The organism is Ramlibacter sp. (assembly GCA_019635435.1).
Classification (GTDB): Bacteria; Pseudomonadota; Gammaproteobacteria; order Burkholderiales; family Burkholderiaceae_C; genus JAHBZM01.
Genome location: JAHBZM010000001.1, coordinates 1,167,318 through 1,185,399, shown reverse-complemented (window position 1 = coordinate 1,185,399; position 18,082 = coordinate 1,167,318). Strand labels below are relative to the sequence as shown.

Here is an 18,082-nt window from a genome sequence, read left to right as displayed (position 1 = left end):
CGAACGGATGGAGGACCATCCGGTGCTGGGCCACCTGGACGCGGCAGCGCGCGGCGCACTGGCGGCCAGCGCCAGCCTCCATCAGGTTGCTGCAGGGCAAACAGTGGTCCCGCAAGGCCAGCTTGGGGCCGTGACCCTTTGGCTGCTGTCGGGCGCGGTCACGCTGCGCGACCCTGATCTGGATCTGGCGGTCACGCTACGCGCCGGCAGCCTGTTCGGATTCGGTGCGACACCCGCCACGCCGCTGACCACCTGGGAAGCACGGGCCAGTGACGACTGCGTGGTGGCGCATCTGGCACCCGAAGCCGTGAAGGCACTGTGCCAGACCCACCGCGCCATGGCCTACTTTTTCCCCTCGGTTGCGCCGCCCCTGGCCCCCGTGCCGAACCCAGCCGCCGCGTCCCCATCGGTCCAGGGCTGGCTGGGAACACCGCTTCGCAACTGGATCCGTCGCACGCCTGTTTCGGTGCACCCCGATGCCTCGATCCGCGAGGCGAGTGAACGCATGCGCGACGAACAGGTGTCGTCCGTGCTCCTGCTCGCCGAGGGCCGGCTGGTCGGACTGATCACGGACCGCGACCTGCGCAACCGGGTCGTGGCGCAGGGCCTGGACAGTGCCCGGCCGGTGGCCGATATCGCCACGCCCGCGCCCCGGGTCGCGCAGGCCGACAGCCCGGCCTTCGAGGCCCTGCTGTTGATGGCTCGCCACAACATCCACCATGTGCCCCTGATGGATCAGGGGCAGGTGATCGGCATGATCACGGCGACGGACCTGACGCAGCAGTACAACACCTCGGCTGTTCACCTGGCCCGCGAGATCGACCGGCAGGATTCAGTGCAGGACCTGGCGCGCATCACCGCGCGGGTGCCGCACCTTCAGCGGGACCTGGCCGCCGCCGACGCGAGCGCCTACAGCACCGGGCACATCGTGACGTCGATCACCGATGCCCTGACCCTTCGCCTGATCGAACTGGCCGAGGCCGAGCTCGGGCCAGCGCCCGTCGGCTATGCCTGGGTCGCCGCTGGCTCGCAAGCCCGCAACGAACAGGCTGCACGGTCGGACCAGGACAACTGCCTGATCCTGGACAACGCCTACGACGAGGCCTGGCATGGCGCCTGGTTTCGCGCGTTCTCGCGCTGGGTCTGTGACGGACTCGACGCTTGCGGCTACATCCACTGCCCCGGCGAAATGATGGCCATGACCGACACCTGGCGGCAGCCGCAACGCCGCTGGGCGCAGTACTTCCGCCAGTGGATCGACGAGCCCGATCCCAAGGCCTTGATGCTGACCTGCGTGTTCTTCGACCTTCGCCTCATTCACGGCCGCGCGGACCTGCTGGACGGCCTGCGCGACGGCGTGCTCGCGCGCACCCGTGGCAACAGCCTCTTCCTGGCTCACATGGTGGGCAACGCCCTGAAGCACCGGCCGCCGCTGGGGCTCTTCGGCGGCATTTCACTCACCCGCCAGGGCCATGGGCCGGGAACGATCGACCTGAAGCACAACGGCATTGTTCCCATCGTTGATCTGGCCCGCGTCTACGCGCTGGCCGGGGCCTTGCCCGCGGTCAACACGCACGACCGGCTGGAACGGGCCGCCCACGCGGGGGAAATCAGCGAAGCCGGTGCCCGTGACCTGCGTGAGGCTCTCGAGTTCCTGTGCAAGATGCGAATCACCCATCAGGCACGGCAGACCGGCCAGGGACAGAAGCCCGACAACTTTCTCGCACTGGAAGAACTCTCCAACTTCGAGCGCAGTCACCTCAAGAACGCGTTTGCAGTGGTCCAGACGCTGCAGGAAGTTCTTGCGCAGCGCTACCAGTCCGGTCGCTTTTAGGGGGCAGAGGGCGACCCTAGTAGGTGACGCGGGCATACCGGGTACGCCGTGACGCGGCTTCGGCTTGCCCGAGCGTGTGGATGCCTCGCGCCGCCAGCAAGGGGATCAGGCGCAGAAAGATCTCGGCGGTCGTCAGCGCATCCCCGAGGGCGCTGTGGCGGTCCCGCACGGCAATGCCGAGACGGTCTGCAATGGCGTCCAGCGAGTGCGACGCCTGATGGGGCTGCGCGACCGCTGACAGCAGCAAGGTGTCAAGCACCGGCTGCCGGAAGCTCAGGCCGGTCGCCTCTTCCTGCAGTTGCAGCAGCTTCATGTCAAACGCCGCGTTGTGGGCGACCAGCACGGTGTCACGCGCGAAGGCATGAAACGCGGGTAGCACCTGCGCAAAACGCGGCTGGCCCGCCACCATGTCACTGGTAATGCCGTGAATCCGCACCGCAGCCTCGGGAATGGGCCGTCCGGGATTCACCAGCTGGTCGAAGTGTTCATTGACCCGCAGCTTGCCGTTCACGATGCGCACGGCGCCAAGTTGAACCACCTCATCTCCGTCCGCGGGGCTGAGCCCCGTGGTCTCGGTGTCGAACACGGTGCAGGTCAGCGCGGCCAGTGGCTGCTGGTCCCGCGGCAAGGCGTTCGATGCCGGCGCAAACAGCCCAAAGTCATGGTCTTCAGGCTGGAGCTCTTCGGCATGGGGCTCGGACAGCCCCGACAGCGGCAGAAGCCAGCGAAAGCAGGCTTCGTGTCTGGCCCGATCGCGTTCAAAGCCCAGCTCGCTGCCGTGCCGGGCCACCACGTCACGCACGCTGAGCGAGGTCACCTCCCCGCTCAGATCCATCGCGTCCATCTCCCACGCCATCGTGGTCTCGGTGCTGACCGCATGCCCTGACCAGGCCAGGTCCAGACAAGCCCTTCCCTGGGAGCGGGTCAGCCTCAGGGTCAGGAATTTCACATCAAACTCGTTCACCAGCCGGCGCGCGAGGTGGCTCAGCGCCTGCAACAGTGAAAAACTGTCGGCCCTCAGCCAGATCGCCTCTTCAGGCGGCGCGGCCACCACCGGCCGGCCGCACTGGGACTGGACCCTGGTCTGCGCTGCCTCCAGCAGATCCGAGCCCAGCATGTCCTCCAGAGGCCAGCGCGTCTGCTCGGCCGCCGTCGCCTGGCGCGCCAGCGCCGCCAGCCGCGTCTCCATGTCCAGCACATGGGCTCGCACCTGTGCCAGGGCTTGTACCTGCGCCTGAGCGGGAACCAGGGTTTCCTCCAGCCGGCGGGTGGCGGCGCCCAATCCCTCCAATGAAGACCGCAGCCCCTGATGGAGCATCTGCAACTGCTGGTCTTGCCGCGCGGCATCGTCATGGGCTCGCGCGAGATTGGCCAGCGTCAGCACAAAGCCCTGCAGGGTGGATTCGGTGGCACCCGGCACGGCCGGGCGAACCGGCGCAACCTGCACGCGCAGCAGCTGCCCACCCCGGGTGAACGTCACGAACTGGGCCGTGGGGCTCACCGCGCCCCGCGCGAGGCGCCGACGAACGTCGTCGAGCGCATGCTCAACCAGTTCGCGCCTGAATATGTCATGGATCGGCCTGCCGATGCCAACAAGCTCACTGCCATCCGCCGGCCCCTTCGATGGCGGAAGCGCCCGGCACAACAGCCGGGCCCGGGCGTTGTACAGCACGATGTCTCCGTCGAGGTTGCACACCAGCACACCTTCGCTCAACTCGGAGACCAGCGCGCTGAGCTGGTTTCGCTCCTCCTGCAATTCACGGGTCCCGCGTGCCACCTCGCGCGCCACGTCATCACGCAGCGCGTCACGCTGGCGCGCAAGCTCCAGGACCACGGACTCCAGCGCCGCCAGCGGCGCCGGACCGGCCGCGCCAGGGCCGGGCACTTGATCCGCGCCGCTGGTCAGCAACACCTGCGCCCGCTCGAGCAGGCGTCCCGGAGCAACCACATGGCGCTGCACCAGCCAGTGAAGCAGCGCGGCGGCACCCGCCACGGCGAAGACCCAGCTCATGACCAGCAGGACGGCACGCGGCCCCAGGAGCGCCAGCATGGCCTGCTGCTGTGGCGGCGTCAGGGTCGAGCCAACCAGCGCCACATCGAAGGCCAGCCACAGGGCCAGCAGCGCCCCGACAGCGGCTGTTGCCAGCCACAGGACGCGGGTGGATTTCTTCATGGCAGCGGCTCAGGGCGCCACGGCAGGCGCGCTCAGGTCCGTGGGCGGGATGCGGCCACATGCGCATGCCGCGACAGCGCAAAACTCGCAAAGAACTTGCACCAGATGGTGGTGCCGGCAATCGCCGTCCATGCGTTGTAATCCAGGTGCCCGAGCAGGACCGCCACGATCACCACCGCGGCCACCACACCCGCCACAAGATTGATCGCCATTTCATATGGCGCGAATTTCTCGGGATCGGGCGGGGATACGCCCCGCTTGAGCGCCACCTCGGAAAAATCGCGCTTGATGAGGATGCGCCAGACCCGGCGCAACCAGAAAAACGCCATGGGGAACAGCGCCAGGAAAAGTATCCACGTCAGGGCAACATTGACATCAAAAACCATGCAGGGCTCCCATCATCCGGCAACGCCATACACGCCGACGGAGAGCTTTCAGAAAAAAGGCCCTGTCAGCATACAGCCGACAGGGCCTCCATTTTCGCCCCTGCCCGGATCAACGGGCAGGAAACAGTTTCAGCCAGCGAGCATGCGCCTCAGTGCGCACCATCAACCAGCTTGGAACCACGCGGCACCCGCACGGCTTCCACCATGGCCTGGATATGCGCCGGCGGCTCCTTGGTGACCTTGTCGACCAGGAAGGCCACGGCAAAGTTCACCATGGCGCCGACCGCACCAAAGGCTTCCGGCGTGATGCCGAAGAAGCTGTTGGCGCCGCCGATCAGGCCCAGGTAGTCCGTGCCCTTGATGAAGAACAGGCCCTTGTGCGCGAACACGTAGAACAGCGTGACGAACAGGCCTGCCAGCATGCCGGCCATGGCGCCTTCCTTGTTCATCTTCTTGCTGAAGATACCCATCATGATCGCGGGGAACAGCGAGCTGGCGGCAATACCGAATGCCAGCGCCACCGTACCCGCCGCGAACCCTGGTGGATTCAGCCCCAGCCAGCCCGAGATCACGATGGCGATGGCCATGGCCACCTTGCCTGCCATGAGTTCGCCCTTCTCCGAGATGTTCGGGTTGAAGACCCCCTTGACGAGGTCATGCGACACCGCCGAGGAAATGGCCATGAGCAAGCCGGCCGCGGTTGACAGCGCGGCAGCCAGGCCGCCCGCAGCCACCAGCGCGATCACCCAGTCAGGCAGCAGCGCAATTTCGGGGTTGGCCAGCACAATGATGTCGGCATTGACTTCGAGCTCGTTGCCCTTCCAGCCGGCATCGCCCGCCTTCTTGAGCACTGCGGCGTCCTTGGTCTTGTCGTTGTAGTACTGGATGCGGCCATCACCGTTCTTGTCGGTGAACTTCAGCAGGCCGGTCTTTTCCCAGCGCTTCATCCAGTCAGGACGCTTTTCGTACTCGAGCGCGGCTTCCTTGGCAAAGGCATCGGTGTCCTTCATCACGACGCCCGGCGTCACGGTACGGATCAGGTTCATCTTGGCCATGGCGCCCACGGCAGGGGCCGTGGTGTACAGGATCGCGATGAAGACCAATGCCCAGCCAGCCGAGGAACGTGCGTCCTTGACCGAGGGCACCGTGAAGAATCGCATGATCACGTGCGGCAGACCGGCGGTACCGATCATCAGCGACAGGGTGTACATGAACATGTTGAGCTTGCTGCCCGGCAGCGCCGTGGTGTACTTGCCGAAACCAAGATCGGTCACCACCTGGTCCAGCTTGGCCAGCAGCGAGACGTCATGCCCCACGAGGTTGGAGCCCAGACCCAGCTGCGGCAGCGGGTTGCCCGTGAGTTGCAGCGAGATGAAGATGGCCGGGATGGTGTAGGCCAGGATCAGCACGATGTACTGCGCCACCTGCGTGTAGGTAATGCCCTTCATGCCGCCGAACACGGCGTAGGCAAACACAATGGCCATGCCGACATAGATGCCGGTGCTGGCCGAGACGCCCAGGAAGCGCGAGAACGCGATGCCCACACCCGTCATCTGCCCGATGATGTAGGTGATGGAGGCGACCAGCAGGCACAGCACGGCCACGGTACTGGCGGACTTCGAGTAGAAGCGGTCGCCAATGAACTGGGGCACGGTGAACTTGCCGAACTTGCGCAGGTAGGGCGCCAGCAGCATCGCCAGCAGCACGTAGCCGCCCGTCCAGCCCATGAGGAACAGCGCGCCGCCGTAGCCCATGTTGGAGATCAGGCCGGCCATCGAAATGAACGACGCCGCGCTCATCCAGTCGGCCGCCGTGGCCATGCCGTTCATCACGGGATGGACACTGCCGCCTGCGGCGTAGAACTCGCTGGTGGAACTGGCACGCGCCCAGACCGCGATGCCGATGTAGAGCGCGAAGCTCAGACCGACAACTAGATAGGTGGTTGTTTGGAGATCCATGTTGATTTCCTCAGTCTTCGTGCACGTCAAATCGACGGTCGATGTCATTCATCTTCTTGGCGTAGATGAAGATCAACGCGATGAAGATGTAGATGGAGCCCTGCTGGGCGAACCAGAAACCCAGTGGATACCCTCCGAGCTTGATGTTATTGAGCACGTCGGCGAACAGGATGCCCGCGCCGAACGACACCACGAACCAGACAATGAGAATCTTGGTCAGCAGGCCGAGCGTGGCTTTCCAGTAGGCGTGACTGTTTTTGTCGTCCTTCATGAAGTCTCCTCGATTGGGGTCGATGACAACAGCGGCGAACCGCTGCACGGATACAGTCCGCAGCCAAAGCCACGGTATGCAGGGCGGACTGTCGCGGCGATTCCTTACAGTGAACTGAACCCTGACCGGGTCCTTACCCAATCTGCGCGAATCAAGGGGAAACACCTAGGCCGCGGTGATGCGGCCGCCAATTCACGGGCTGTTGGCGCCCACGGGCCAGGCCTCAGCGCGGGGCCACGCGTGCGGCGGCTGACGGTCGCTGCGCCGCGTCATGCCAGGCTTGCTCAAACCAGGCATCGCCTTCCATGCTGCTGCGCAACATGGGCAGGGCGTCGAAACCCCAGAACAGCTTGTCATCCACCGCGAAGGTGGGGACGCCAAACAGTCCGCGTGCAATCGCTTCTTCGGTATTGGCCCTGAGCTGGGCTTTGACAGTATCGCTCTGCGGTTCGCTGCGCAGCGGCAGCGCGCCCGCCAGGCTTTGCAGCCGGTCGGCATCGATGGCGTCGGCGCCGCCCCGCCAGACATGGCGGAACACGGCCTCGCAGACGAAACGGTTGGGCTCACCGGCCTCGGCACAGGCCAGTGCGAGCCGGAGCAGCGCGAGCGGATTGAACGGATGGGCGGCCGGCATCTGCATCGGAATGTCGTGGGTCCGGGCCAGCCACAACACCTGCCGGTAAGTCCAGTCACGCTTGCCCGCAATTTCGGCAGGCCCAAGCTGGCCGTGGTGTTTGAGCAGCCCCGCGAACAGCACCGGCTTGTAGCGAACGCTGTAGCTCAGGCCCTGCAAGGCCACGGGCAGCTGCTCGAAGGCCAGATAAGAGTAAGGAGAAATGAAATCCAGATAGAAGGTAATCTGCTTCATGGTGCGGATGCCCTGGCTCTTTGCGCGATGCGGTCCCAGATGACGCGCTTGCCGCCATCATCCAGGCGGCTCCAGCCCGCAATTTCGTCAAGGCTGCGATAGCAGCCTTCGCACCAGGCTGTCTGCGCACTCATGCGGCAGACCGACACGCAGGGCGAGGGCACTTCCGCCCCGGCCTGTTTCACCAGCTGCGCATGAAGGGCCAACAGTCGCGTGGCCACACTCATGGCGCCGCCACTGCCTGCACCACATCGGCCACGGGCGCTCCGGTCAGTGTCTCAAGATCGGCCGGCGCGAGCCGGAAGACGCTGTGCGGATGCCCGGCCGCCGCCCAGATTTCCTCAAACCGGAACAGTTCGCGGTCGATAAGCGTCACGGGCGGTGTCAGGTGCGCCAGCGGCGGTACGCCACCAATGGCGAAACCGGTGCGGGCGCGAACAAAATCAGCATCGGCGCGACCGGTTTTACCCACCAGGCCCTCCACCTTTTTCTCGTCCACGCGCCGGTCCCCCGAGGCGATCACCAGCACGGCCACGTCATCGGACTTGCGGCGGAAGATGATGCTCTTGGCGATCTGGCCCACGGCAATGCCCAGCGCGTCGGCCGCCTGTTGCGCGGTGCGCGCGGCGTCCTCCAGCATGACGGGCCCGTGCGGGTGCCCCTTGTCCTGAAGCCATCGCGCCACGCGCTGGACGCTGTCGGGCAGGGCATGCAGTTCACTTCCGCACATCGGTGTCACCCCTGACGCTTGTTGAGCAGGGCAGTGGCCGCGCGCGAATTGGGCTTGCGGCCCAGGCAGGCACTGATGTACTCACCAGCATCGACCAGTTTGTCCAGGTCAATGCCGGTCTCGATGCCCATGCCATCGAGCATGTAGACCACGTCTTCAGTGGCCACATTGCCGGTCGCGCCCTTGGCGTAGGGGCACCCTCCGAGGCCCGCCGACGAAGTGTCGTACTGCCACACCCCCATCTCCAATGCCGCCAGCGTGTTGGACAGTGCCTGGCCGTAGGTGTCGTGAAAATGGCCCGAGACATCGTCGAGGTCGTAGTGTTCCAGCGCGGCCTCCATGGCCCGCTGCACCTTGCGCGGCGTGCCCACGCCAATGGTGTCGGCCACGCCCACATGCTGCACGCCAATCTGCTTCATGAGCCGCGCCACCAGCGCCACGCGCTCGGGCGGGATCTCGCCCTCGTAGGGGCAGCCCACGGTGCACGAGATGGCGCCCCGCACGTGAATGCCCCGCTCCAGCGCCGCTGCCACCACGGGCGCGAAGCGCTCGATGCTTTCGGCAATCGAGCAGTTGATGTTCTTCTGGCTGAAGGCCTCGCTGGCCGCGCCAAACACCACGATTTCATCCGGCTTTGAATGGATTGCCGCTTCAAACCCCTTCATGTTGGGCGTGAGCACCGAGTAGCAGACACCCGCCCTGCGCTGGATCCCCGCCATGACCTCGGCGTTGTCGGCCATTTGCGGCACCCATTTGGGGCTCACGAAGCTGGTGACCTCGATGTTCATGAGGCCCGCATCCTGCAGCCGGTGCACCAGGCCAATCTTGATGTCGGCCGGCACAGGCTGCTTCTCGTTCTGCAGGCCGTCGCGCGGACCCACATCAACAATCTTGACTCGGGAGGGAAGGGACATGGTGGCTCCTAGTATCCCCTCTGGGGGTCAACCACACCGGCAATGGGTTCTCCCCGCTCGGTCGCAAGGATCTTGCCGGCGATCTGGGCAATCGTCTCCTCGCGCAGCGTGCGGGCCGAGGTGTGGGGGGTGATGGTGATCTTGGGATGCCGCCAGAACGGGTGTTCGGCCGGCAGGGGCTCGGTGCGGAACACATCCAGCGTCGCGCCCGCCAGATGGCCGCTGTCCAGCAATGCCAGCAGGTCGTCGTCCACCAGATGCGCGCCCCGCGCCACATTGATGACGTAGCCTCCGGGCTGCAACTTTGACAGAGTCTGGTGGTTCAGGATGTCATTCGTCTCGGGCGTCAGCGGCAGCAGGCACACCAGCACACGCGAGGCCGCCAGGAATGCGTCGAGCTGGTCCATGCCTGCATAACCGCGCACGCCCTCCAGTGCCTTGGGCGAACGGCTCCAACCGTTGACCGGGAAGTCAAACTGGGCCACGGCGCGCGCCACACGCTGGCCCAGCACACCCAGGCCCATGATGCCCACCGGATAGTCCGCGCGCAGGCGGGGCCGCCTGAACGACCACTTGCCCTGCTTCACATCGGCGTCATAGACGTCGAGTTCACGGAAGTGCCGGATGATGGCGTGGCAGACAAACTCCGCCATCTGGACCGACATGCCGGCGTCATCCAGGCGCACCAGCTTCGCGCGGGGCGGCAGCCGCAGCTTGAGCAAGGCATCCACGCCCGCGCCCATGTTGAAGATGCCCTTGAGGTCCGGCTGCTCGTCCAGCATCTGCTGGGAGGGTGACCACACCACGGCGTGGTCCGCCGGCGCCACGCCGGGCTGCCACTCCTGCACCTGGGCACCAGGCAATGCGCCGCGCAGCGCCTCCAGCCAGGGCTCGGCCTTGGTATTGCTTGCTGAAAAAATGACTCTCATGCCCGCCATTGTGCTGGCAACCGCCTCATTGCAGCTTCAGCAGTTCGGCCCCCTCGGCCACCTGGTCGCCCGGCGAATACAGCAGTTCGGCCACCGTGCCATCCACCGGCGCCGCAATGGTGTGCTCCATCTTCATGGCCTCCATCACGGCCAGCGCCTGGCCCTTGCTGACCTTGTCACCCGCCTTCACGGAGAACGACACCACCTTGCCCGGCATGGGTGCGCTCAGGCGCCCGCCCTCGGCGTGGGCTTCGCCCGCATGGGCCAGCAGGTCGATGTTGAGGATGCGGGTGGCGCCATGCGGCGCAAAGACATGGTCGGTCTCGCCCTGCGCCACCACCTGCACGGTCGTCCGCTGCCCGGCAAACTGCACGTCAATGCCCTGGGCGGTGGCGGCGAACATCAAGGGGCCCGTGACCTCGCCGACGGCGAGCACGAGCGCCCCGTCATGCAGGCAGGTGAGCTCGGCCGGTACCGGCTCGCCATGAAACTCAAAGGCAAAACGGCGCACCACCACACCATGAGAGCGCCAGCCATCACGCCGGCTGAACGGGTCCGGCCCCGAGGCGGCCTGCTCGTCGAGCAAGGCCTGGGCCACGGCGGCGGCGGCCGCCAGCGCGAGACCCACAGGTTCCTGGTTGAACAGCACTGCCTGCTCGCGCGGGATCAGCGCGGTGTCAAGATCCGCCTCGGCGAAGGAGGGGCTGCGCACCACATGGCGCAGGAACTGCACGTTGGTCGCCAGGCCCACGATCTGCGTCTGGGCCAGTGCTTCATCAAGCCGGGCCAGCGCCTGCTCGCGCGTGTCGCCATGAACAATCAGCTTGGCGATCATCGAGTCATAGAACGGACTGATCACGTCACCCTCACGCACCCCGTCGTCGATGCGGACCGCCCCTGGCGCCCGCTCGAACGCCACGCAGGCCGGCTTGCGGTAAGTGTGCAGCGTGCCCGTGGCCGGCAGGAAATTGTTGTCGGGGTTCTCTGCGCAGATGCGCGCCTCGATTGCGTGGCCACTCATGCGCAGATCAGCCTGCCGCAGTGGCAAGGGCTCTCCCGAGGCCACGCGCAGTTGCCATTCCACAAGGTCCAGGCCGGTGATTGCTTCCGTCACCGGGTGCTCCACCTGCAGCCGCGTGTTCATCTCCATGAAGAAGAAGCTCATGCTGCCGTCGGCCTTCTGCTCCACGATGAATTCGACCGTGCCCGCACCCACATAGTTCACGGCGCGCGCCGCAGCCACCGCGGCCTCGCCCATCTGCTGGCGCATGGCCGGCGTCATGCCCGGCGCTGGCGCCTCCTCCAGCACCTTCTGGTGGCGCCGCTGCACGGAGCAGTCGCGCTCGAACAGGTACACGTAGTTGCCCTGGGTATCGCCGAACACCTGAATCTCGATGTGACGCGGCCGTTGCACGTATTTTTCGATCAGCACCGCGTCGTCACCAAAGCTGTTGATGGCTTCACGCTTGCAGGATGCCAGCGCCGCGTCAAAGTCCCCGGCCTTGTCCACCGCGCGCATGCCCTTGCCGCCACCGCCCGCGCTGGCCTTGATCAGCACCGGGTAGCCAATGCGGTCAGCCTCGGCCTTGAGCATGCCCGGGTCCTGGCCGGCACCGTGGTAGCCCGGCACCAGCGGCACCCCGGCCTTTTCCATCAGCTGCTTGGACTCCGCCTTCAGGCCCATGGCCTGGATCGCCGAGGCCGGCGGGCCGATGAAGACCAGCCCGGCCGTGGCGCAGGCCTGGGCAAACTCCTCGTTCTCGCTCAGGAAGCCGTAGCCCGGGTGAATGGCCTGGGCCCCCGTGGCCTGGGCGGCGGCAATGATCTTTTCCCACCGCAGGTAGCTGTCTTTCGGCGCGCTGCCGCCCAGGTGCACGGCCTCATCGCAGGCGGCCACATGCTTGGCATGGGCGTCCGCGTCGGAATACACCGCCACGGTCCTGATCGCCATGCGGCGGGCGGTGGCGGCAACACGGCAGGCGATTTCACCGCGGTTGGCAATGAGGATCTTGCTGAACATCTGACTTCCTTCAAATGGGGCGCGGGCCCGCCAAAAAATGCTGCAGCCTGCGGCCGGTGGCACGCAGGAACTTGAACAAAACCACCATCAACACCACGGCCAGCACGAGGCTGAGCGCAAGGGCGATGGCAAAAATGACCGGGTGCGTGGCCGACAGCCACAACATGAAGACCACAAACCCGTCTTCGAGCAGCGACACCCCGAGGTTCGAGAACGGCTCGGGCGAGGTGTTCACCGCAGCCCGCGCGGTCATCTTGGCGGCGTGACTGGTGGCCGCCAGGCTGCCCCCCAGCAACGCAGCCACCCAGGTCATGGCCGTGCCGTCGGCGCCCAGGGCTGCGGCGGCGAGCGCGGCGCCCGCGGGAATGCGGATGAGGGTGTGCAGCGTGTCCCAGAGCGAATCGACCAGCGGAATCTTGTCGGCAAAAAACTCGACGAAGCACATGAAGCCGCTGGCCGCCAGCACCCCGGGGTGCTGCAGCACCTGCAGCCCCTGGGGCAGCGTGACCCAGCCCATGAAGCCCGCCATGCCAACGATGAAGACGGCGGCATACAGGCGCAACCCGCTGGCCCAGCCCAGCGCCGCGGCCAGCGCCAGCAACTGCGGTGTGCCCGGCAAGTGGCTCCAGCCCTCCATGGTTTCAGTCTCCCGCCAGCCAGGCGGGCTTGCGCTTGTTCAGGAACGACTGGATGCCCTCGCGGCCTTCGTCGCTCACGCGGATGTCGGCGATGCCCTGCACCGTCCGGTCCACCAGCCCCGCCGATATCTCCTGGCCAGCCACATCCTGCACCAGTTGTTTGCAGGCCTTGACCGCTTCGGGCCCGGCCTGCACCAGGTTGTGCGCCATTTGCGACACACAGGCATCCAGCGCGTCGGCCTTGACAACTTCATGCACAAAGCCCAGGCGCAACGCCTCGGCCGCGCTGAAGCGCTCGGCGGTCAGGAAGTAGCGGTGGGAGGCCCGCGCCCCCATCGCGCGAATCACATAGGGGCTGATGGTGGCGGGGATCAGCCCGAGCCGCACCTCGCTCAGGCAGTAGTGCGCCGTGTCCACCGACACCGCCATGTCACAGGCCGCCACCAGGCCCGTGCCACCCGCGTACACATCGCCCTGCACCCGGGCGATCGTGGGTTTGGGGCACAGGTAGATCACGCGCAGCATGCGCGCCAGCGCGTTCGCGTCGGCCAGGTTCTCGTCGCGGGTATAGCCCGCCATGCGCTTCATCCAGTTCAGGTCGGCGCCGGCGCAGAACGCCGTGCCGTTGCCGGCCAGCACGATGCAGCGCACCTCGGCGCGCTCGCCCAGTTCCAGGAAAACAGTGGTCAGTTCGGCGATGACTTCGTCATTGAAGGCGTTGCGAACCTCGGGCCGGTTCAGCGTGACCGTGGCCACACCGGCATGGAATTGGAGTTGAAGGTGTTTCATGAGTGCGTTCTCAGTACCGCTTGGCCACTTCCTCGAGCATGACCTCGGTGGCGCCGCCGCCAATGGCCAGTACCCGGGCATCACGCCACAGACGCTCAATGGCGGTCTCGCGGATGTAGCCCATTCCGCCATGGAACTGCTGGCAGGTTTGCACCACTTCGTTCACCAGTTCGCCAGTCAGGGCCTTGAGCATGGACACGTCCTGCACGATGTCGTGGCCCTGCGTGACACGCCAGGCACAGTGGTACATGAACTGGCGTGCCGCCCGCACTTTGGCGTCCAGCATGGACAGGCGCTGGCGGATGGTCTGCTGTTCCCACAGCACGCCGCCAAAGGCCTGGCGCTGGCGCACGTAGTCCAGCGTGAGCTGCAATGCCCGCTGGCAATGGCCGACGGCCATGGCGCCCAGGGCGATGCGCTCGGTCTGGAAGTTCTTCATGACCGAATAGAAACCCTTGCCTTCCTCGCCCAGCAGGTTGCCGGCCGGGATGCGAACGTTGTCGAACACGAGCTCAGCCGTGTCGGAGCTCAGCCAGCCGGTCTTCTTGAGGGCGCGGCCCACGGTAAAACCCGGTGTGCCCTTCTCGACGATGAACATCGACATGTCGCGTTTTCCGGTGCCGGTCCTGGCCGCCACAAAGTACAGGTCGGCATGGACACCGTTGGTGATGAACATCTTTGTGCCGTTGATCACCCAGCCATCGCCCTCGCGCCGGGCCGTGGTGCGGATACCCGCCACATCGGAACCCGCGCCGGGCTCGGTGATGCCCACGGCCGTGATCAGCTCGCCGGCAATCACCTTGCGCAGGTACTTCTCTTTCTGCGCTGGCGTGCCCGCGTGGTGCAGGTGCGGGCTGGCCATGTCGGTGTGCACCAGCACGGTGATGATGAAGCCCGCAAAGGTGGACTGGCTCAGCGCCTCGGCGAACACGAGATTGGTCATGGCATCGGCCTGGGCGCCGCCATACGCTTCCTCGTACATCAGGCCAAACAGCCCGGCCGCGCCCATGCGGCGCAGCACCTCGCGCGGCACCATGCCCGCTTCTTCCCACGCCGCGGCATGGGGTTCGACCTCGCGTTCGATGAAACGCGCGACCTGGTCGCGCAGCAGTTCGTGGTCGGGGTTGTCGTAGATGGAGGTGTTGCTCATGCCGGCCCTTACATGCGGAACACGCCGAACTTCGCGTCCGGAATCGGTGCATTGAGGCTGGCGCTCAGGCCCAGCGACAGCACGCGCCGGGTGTCGGCCGGGTCGATCACGCCGTCATCCCACAAGCGGGCGCTGGAATAGTAGGGGTGCGACTGGTGGGCGAACTGGTCCAGGATGGGCTGCTTGAAGGCGGCTTCTTCCTCGGCGCTCCAGCTGCCGCCACGCGCCTCGATGCCATCGCGCTTGACCGTGGCCAGCACCCCCGAGGCCTGCTCGCCGCCCATCACGCAAATGCGCGCGTTGGGCCACATCCACAAGAAACGCGGGCTGTAGGCGCGGCCGCACATGCCGTAGTTGCCGGCGCCATAGCTGCCGCCAATGATCACGGTGAACTTGGGCACGTTGGCCGTGGCCACCGCCGTGACCAGCTTGGCGCCGTGGCGGGCAATGCCTTCGTTCTCGTACTTGCGCCCGACCATGAAACCGGTGATGTTCTGCAAAAAGACCAGCGGCACCTTGCGCTGGCAGCACAGCTCGATGAAGTGCGCGCCCTTCTGCGCGCTCTCGCTGAACAGGATGCCGTTGTTGGCGATGATGCCCACGGGCATGCCCTCAATGTGCGCAAAACCGCAGACCAGCGTGGCGCCAAAGCGCTGCTTGAATTCGTGGAACTCGCTGCCATCGACCACGCGGGCGATGATCTCGCGCACGTCATAGGGCTTGCGCACGTCGGTGGGGATCACGCCATACAGCTCGCTTGCCGGGAATTTGGGGGCACGCGGCGCGCGCAGCTGCACCTCGGGGCGCTTGGCCCGGTTGAGCGTGGCCACGGCCTGACGCGCCAGCGCCAGCGCATGCGGGTCGTTCTGGGCCAGATGGTCGGCCACACCACTCAGGCGGGTGTGGGCGTCGCCGCCGCCCAGGTCCTCGGCGCTCACGATCTCGCCGGTGGCGGCCTTCACCAGTGGCGGGCCACCCAGGAAGATGGTGCCCTGGTTCTTGACGATGATGGTCTCGTCGCTCATCGCAGGCACGTAGGCGCCGCCGGCCGTGCAGCTGCCCATGACCACGGCAATCTGCGCAATGCCGTTGGCCGACATGTTGGCCTGGTTGAAGAAGATGCGGCCAAAGTGGTCGCGGTCGGGGAACACCTCGTCCTGGTTGGGCAGGTTGGCGCCGCCGGAGTCCACCAGGTAGATGCAGGGCAGGTGGTTCTGCATGGCGATCTCCTGCGCCCGCAGGTGCTTCTTGACCGTCATGGGGTAGTAGGTACCACCTTTCACTGTGGCGTCGTTGCACACGATCATGCAGTCCACCCCGCTCACGCGGCCGATGCCCGCGATCACGCCGGCGCAGGGGGCGTCGCCCACGCCGGCCTTGTTGACGTACATCGCGTGTGCGGCCAGTGGCGCGATCTCCAGGAACGGCGTGCCCGGGTCCAGCAGCATCTGCACGCGGTCACGCGGCAGCAGCTTGCCCCGCGCCGTGTGCTTGGCCCGCGCGGCCTCGCCGCCGCCGGCGGCGGCCCTGGCCACCTGAACGGCCAGGTCGTCCACCAGCGCGCGCATGGCCGCGGCGTTGGCCTGAAAATCCGCGGAGCGGGCGTTGAGTTGGGTCTCCAGGGTGGTCATGCGGTTCTTTCTTCTTCCAGCCCCAGCTGGTCTTTCATGGCGTCTCGAATCTTGAATTTCTGGATCTTGCCGGTCACCGTCATCGGGAACTGATCGACAAAACGAATGTAGCGTGGCACCTTGTAGTGCGCAATCTGCCCCTTGCAGAACGCGCGGATGCTGTCTTCGTCCACCGGCTGGCCCGGCCTGGCGATGATCCAGGCGCACAGCTCCTCGCCATAGCGGCGGTCGGGCACGCCGACCACCTGCACATCCTGCACCTGCGGATGGCGGTAAAGGAATTCCTCGATCTCGCGCGGGTAGATGTTCTCGCCGCCGCGGATCACCATGTCCTTGATCCGGCCGACGATGTTGACGTAGCCTTCAGCGTCCATGGTGGCCAGGTCCCCGGTGTGCATCCAGCGGTCGGCATCAATGGCTTCACGGGTGCGGGGCTCGTCGTCCCAGTAGCCATGCATCACCGAGTACCCCCGCGTGCACAACTCGCCCGACGCCCCGCGGGCCACCGGCTGGCCCGATTCGGGGTCGATGATCTTGACCTCCAGGTGCGGCTGCACCCGGCCAACGGTGGACACCCGCTTGTCCAGGGGCGTGTCGGTGCTGCTCTGGCAGCTCACCGGGCTGGTCTCGGTCATGCCGTAGGCGATGGTGATTTCACGCAGGTGCATGTCGGCCACCACGCGCTTCATCACTTCGGTCGGGCAGGGCGAGCCCGCCATGATGCCGGTGCGCAGGCTGGACAGGTTGAACTCGCCGAAGCGCGGGTGGTCCAGCTCGGCAATGAACATGGTGGGCACGCCATGCAGGCCGGTGCACTTTTCGTCCTGCACCGTTTGCAGCACCGTCAGCGGGTCGAACCCGTCATTGGGGTAGACGATGGTGGCGCCATGCGCCAGGCAGGCCAGGTTGCCCAGGACCATGCCGAAGCAGTGGTACAGCGGCACGGGGATGCACAGCCGGTCGGCCGGCGTGAGCTTCATGCATTCACCGATGAAGAAGCCATTGTTCAGGATGTTGCGGTGGGTCAGCGTGGCACCCTTGGGGAAACCCGTGGTGCCGCTGGTGAACTGGATGTTGATCGGGTCGGTGGCCTTGAGCGTGGGGGCTATAGCCGCCAGCCGAGGGTCCTGCGCGTCGCCACGGGCCAGCAGCGCCGAAAAGCGCAACAGGCCCGGCTCCTCCGCGCCCTGGCCCGGCTCGTCGATCCAGACGGTGGTCTGCAGGTGCGGCAGGCGGGCGGCACCCAGCTCGCGCAGCATGCCCAGGTAGTCGCTGGTCTTGAAGCGCGCCATGGTCACCAGCGCCTTGCAGGCCACCTTGTTGAGCGCATATTCCACCTCGGCCGTGCGGTAGGCCGGGTTGATGTTGACCAGGATCAGGCCCACCTTGGCGGTGGCCAGCTGCATCAGCAGCCATTGCGCGTTGTTGTGCGACCAGATGCCCACGCGGTCCCCGGGAACCAGGCCCAGCCCCAGCAGCGCGCTGGCCAGCTGGTTGGCCTGCGTCTGCAGTTCAAGGTAGGTGTAGCGCAGCTGCTGGTGGGCGCTGACCAGCGCTTCATGCGCGGGCTGGCGCGCCACCTGGGCATCAAAAAAGTCACCCAGGGTCTGCTCAATCAGGGGGTGGGTGGTGTCGCCCGCGGCCACGCTCGGCCCGGACGGATCGATAGCGGAATTCATGCGTGTCTCCATGGAACAGGGCATTTCCATGCCATCCCCGAGCATAGGAGGCCGCGCCGTCTTCTGGTGGTCACAAAGGGCACAAATCCTGCCATATCGCGCCAAACTGCGG

16 protein-coding genes are annotated in these 18,082 nt (G+C 66.0%); 1 reads left to right on the top strand and 15 read right to left on the bottom strand.

What is annotated here, in order from left to right:
- Positions 1-7: 7 nt before the first annotated feature.
- The gene (locus KF796_05620) at positions 8-1,834 is read left to right on the top strand and encodes a CBS domain-containing protein (GenBank protein MBX3586100.1); all 1,827 of its coding nucleotides are present in this window, start codon (positions 8-10) and stop codon (positions 1,832-1,834) included.
- Between the two features lie 16 nt (positions 1,835-1,850).
- Here the strand turns inward: KF796_05620 and KF796_05615 are convergent, their stop codons facing one another.
- From KF796_05615 to KF796_05545, 15 genes are all read right to left on the bottom strand, one after another.
- The gene (locus tag KF796_05615) at positions 1,851-4,007 is read right to left on the bottom strand and encodes a DNA polymerase III subunit epsilon (protein ID MBX3586099.1); all 2,157 of its coding nucleotides are present in this window, start codon (positions 4,005-4,007) and stop codon (positions 1,851-1,853) included.
- A 32-nt stretch (positions 4,008-4,039) separates the two neighbouring features.
- Positions 4,040-4,393 (bottom strand): hypothetical protein, encoded by a 354-nt coding sequence (locus tag KF796_05610; protein MBX3586098.1) that lies wholly within the window; start codon positions 4,391-4,393, stop codon positions 4,040-4,042.
- A 149-nt stretch (positions 4,394-4,542) separates the two neighbouring features.
- Positions 4,543-6,351 carry a cation acetate symporter gene (locus KF796_05605; GenBank protein ID MBX3586097.1) on the bottom strand — a complete coding sequence of 603 codons (1,809 nt, stop codon included), beginning with the start codon at positions 6,349-6,351 and terminating at the stop codon, positions 4,543-4,545.
- Positions 6,352-6,361: 10 nt separating this feature from the next.
- Positions 6,362-6,622: a DUF4212 domain-containing protein gene (locus KF796_05600; GenBank protein ID MBX3586096.1), complete on the bottom strand. Its 261-nt coding sequence runs from the start codon at positions 6,620-6,622 to the stop codon at positions 6,362-6,364.
- Between the two features lie 223 nt (positions 6,623-6,845).
- Positions 6,846-7,490 carry a 2-hydroxychromene-2-carboxylate isomerase gene (locus tag KF796_05595; protein MBX3586095.1) on the bottom strand — a complete coding sequence of 215 codons (645 nt, stop codon included), beginning with the start codon at positions 7,488-7,490 and terminating at the stop codon, positions 6,846-6,848.
- The gene (locus KF796_05590) at positions 7,487-7,717 is read right to left on the bottom strand and encodes a DUF1289 domain-containing protein (protein ID MBX3586094.1); all 231 of its coding nucleotides are present in this window, start codon (positions 7,715-7,717) and stop codon (positions 7,487-7,489) included. The genes KF796_05595 and KF796_05590 overlap by 4 nt, the downstream gene beginning before the upstream one ends.
- Complete coding sequence (locus KF796_05585) at positions 7,714-8,220, bottom strand: YbaK/EbsC family protein (protein ID MBX3586093.1); 507 nt, start codon at positions 8,218-8,220, stop codon at positions 7,714-7,716. Before KF796_05585 ends, KF796_05590 begins: the two co-directional genes overlap by 4 nt.
- Before the next feature lie 5 nt (positions 8,221-8,225).
- A complete protein-coding gene (locus KF796_05580; GenBank protein ID MBX3586092.1) occupies positions 8,226-9,134 on the bottom strand; it encodes a hydroxymethylglutaryl-CoA lyase in 909 nt (302 codons plus the stop codon).
- 8 nt (positions 9,135-9,142) lie between these two features.
- A complete protein-coding gene (locus KF796_05575) occupies positions 9,143-10,063 on the bottom strand; it encodes a glyoxylate/hydroxypyruvate reductase A (GenBank protein MBX3586091.1) in 921 nt (306 codons plus the stop codon).
- Between the two features lie 25 nt (positions 10,064-10,088).
- Complete coding sequence (locus tag KF796_05570; GenBank protein ID MBX3586090.1) at positions 10,089-12,083, bottom strand: acetyl/propionyl/methylcrotonyl-CoA carboxylase subunit alpha; 1,995 nt, start codon at positions 12,081-12,083, stop codon at positions 10,089-10,091.
- Between the two features lie 10 nt (positions 12,084-12,093).
- Positions 12,094-12,720 carry a DUF4126 domain-containing protein gene (locus KF796_05565; protein ID MBX3586089.1) on the bottom strand — a complete coding sequence of 209 codons (627 nt, stop codon included), beginning with the start codon at positions 12,718-12,720 and terminating at the stop codon, positions 12,094-12,096.
- 4 nt (positions 12,721-12,724) lie between these two features.
- On the bottom strand, positions 12,725-13,510 hold the full coding sequence (locus KF796_05560; GenBank protein MBX3586088.1) for an enoyl-CoA hydratase/isomerase family protein: 786 nt from the start codon (positions 13,508-13,510) through the stop codon (positions 12,725-12,727).
- Positions 13,511-13,520: 10 nt separating this feature from the next.
- Positions 13,521-14,660 carry an acyl-CoA dehydrogenase family protein gene (locus KF796_05555; protein MBX3586087.1) on the bottom strand — a complete coding sequence of 380 codons (1,140 nt, stop codon included), beginning with the start codon at positions 14,658-14,660 and terminating at the stop codon, positions 13,521-13,523.
- 8 nt (positions 14,661-14,668) lie between these two features.
- Complete coding sequence (locus KF796_05550; GenBank protein ID MBX3586086.1) at positions 14,669-16,291, bottom strand: methylcrotonoyl-CoA carboxylase; 1,623 nt, start codon at positions 16,289-16,291, stop codon at positions 14,669-14,671.
- Entirely contained in the window at positions 16,288-17,970 is a 1,683-nt protein-coding gene (locus tag KF796_05545) for an AMP-binding protein (protein MBX3586085.1), read from the bottom strand. The genes KF796_05550 and KF796_05545 overlap by 4 nt, the downstream gene beginning before the upstream one ends.
- Positions 17,971-18,082 lie beyond the last annotated feature (112 nt).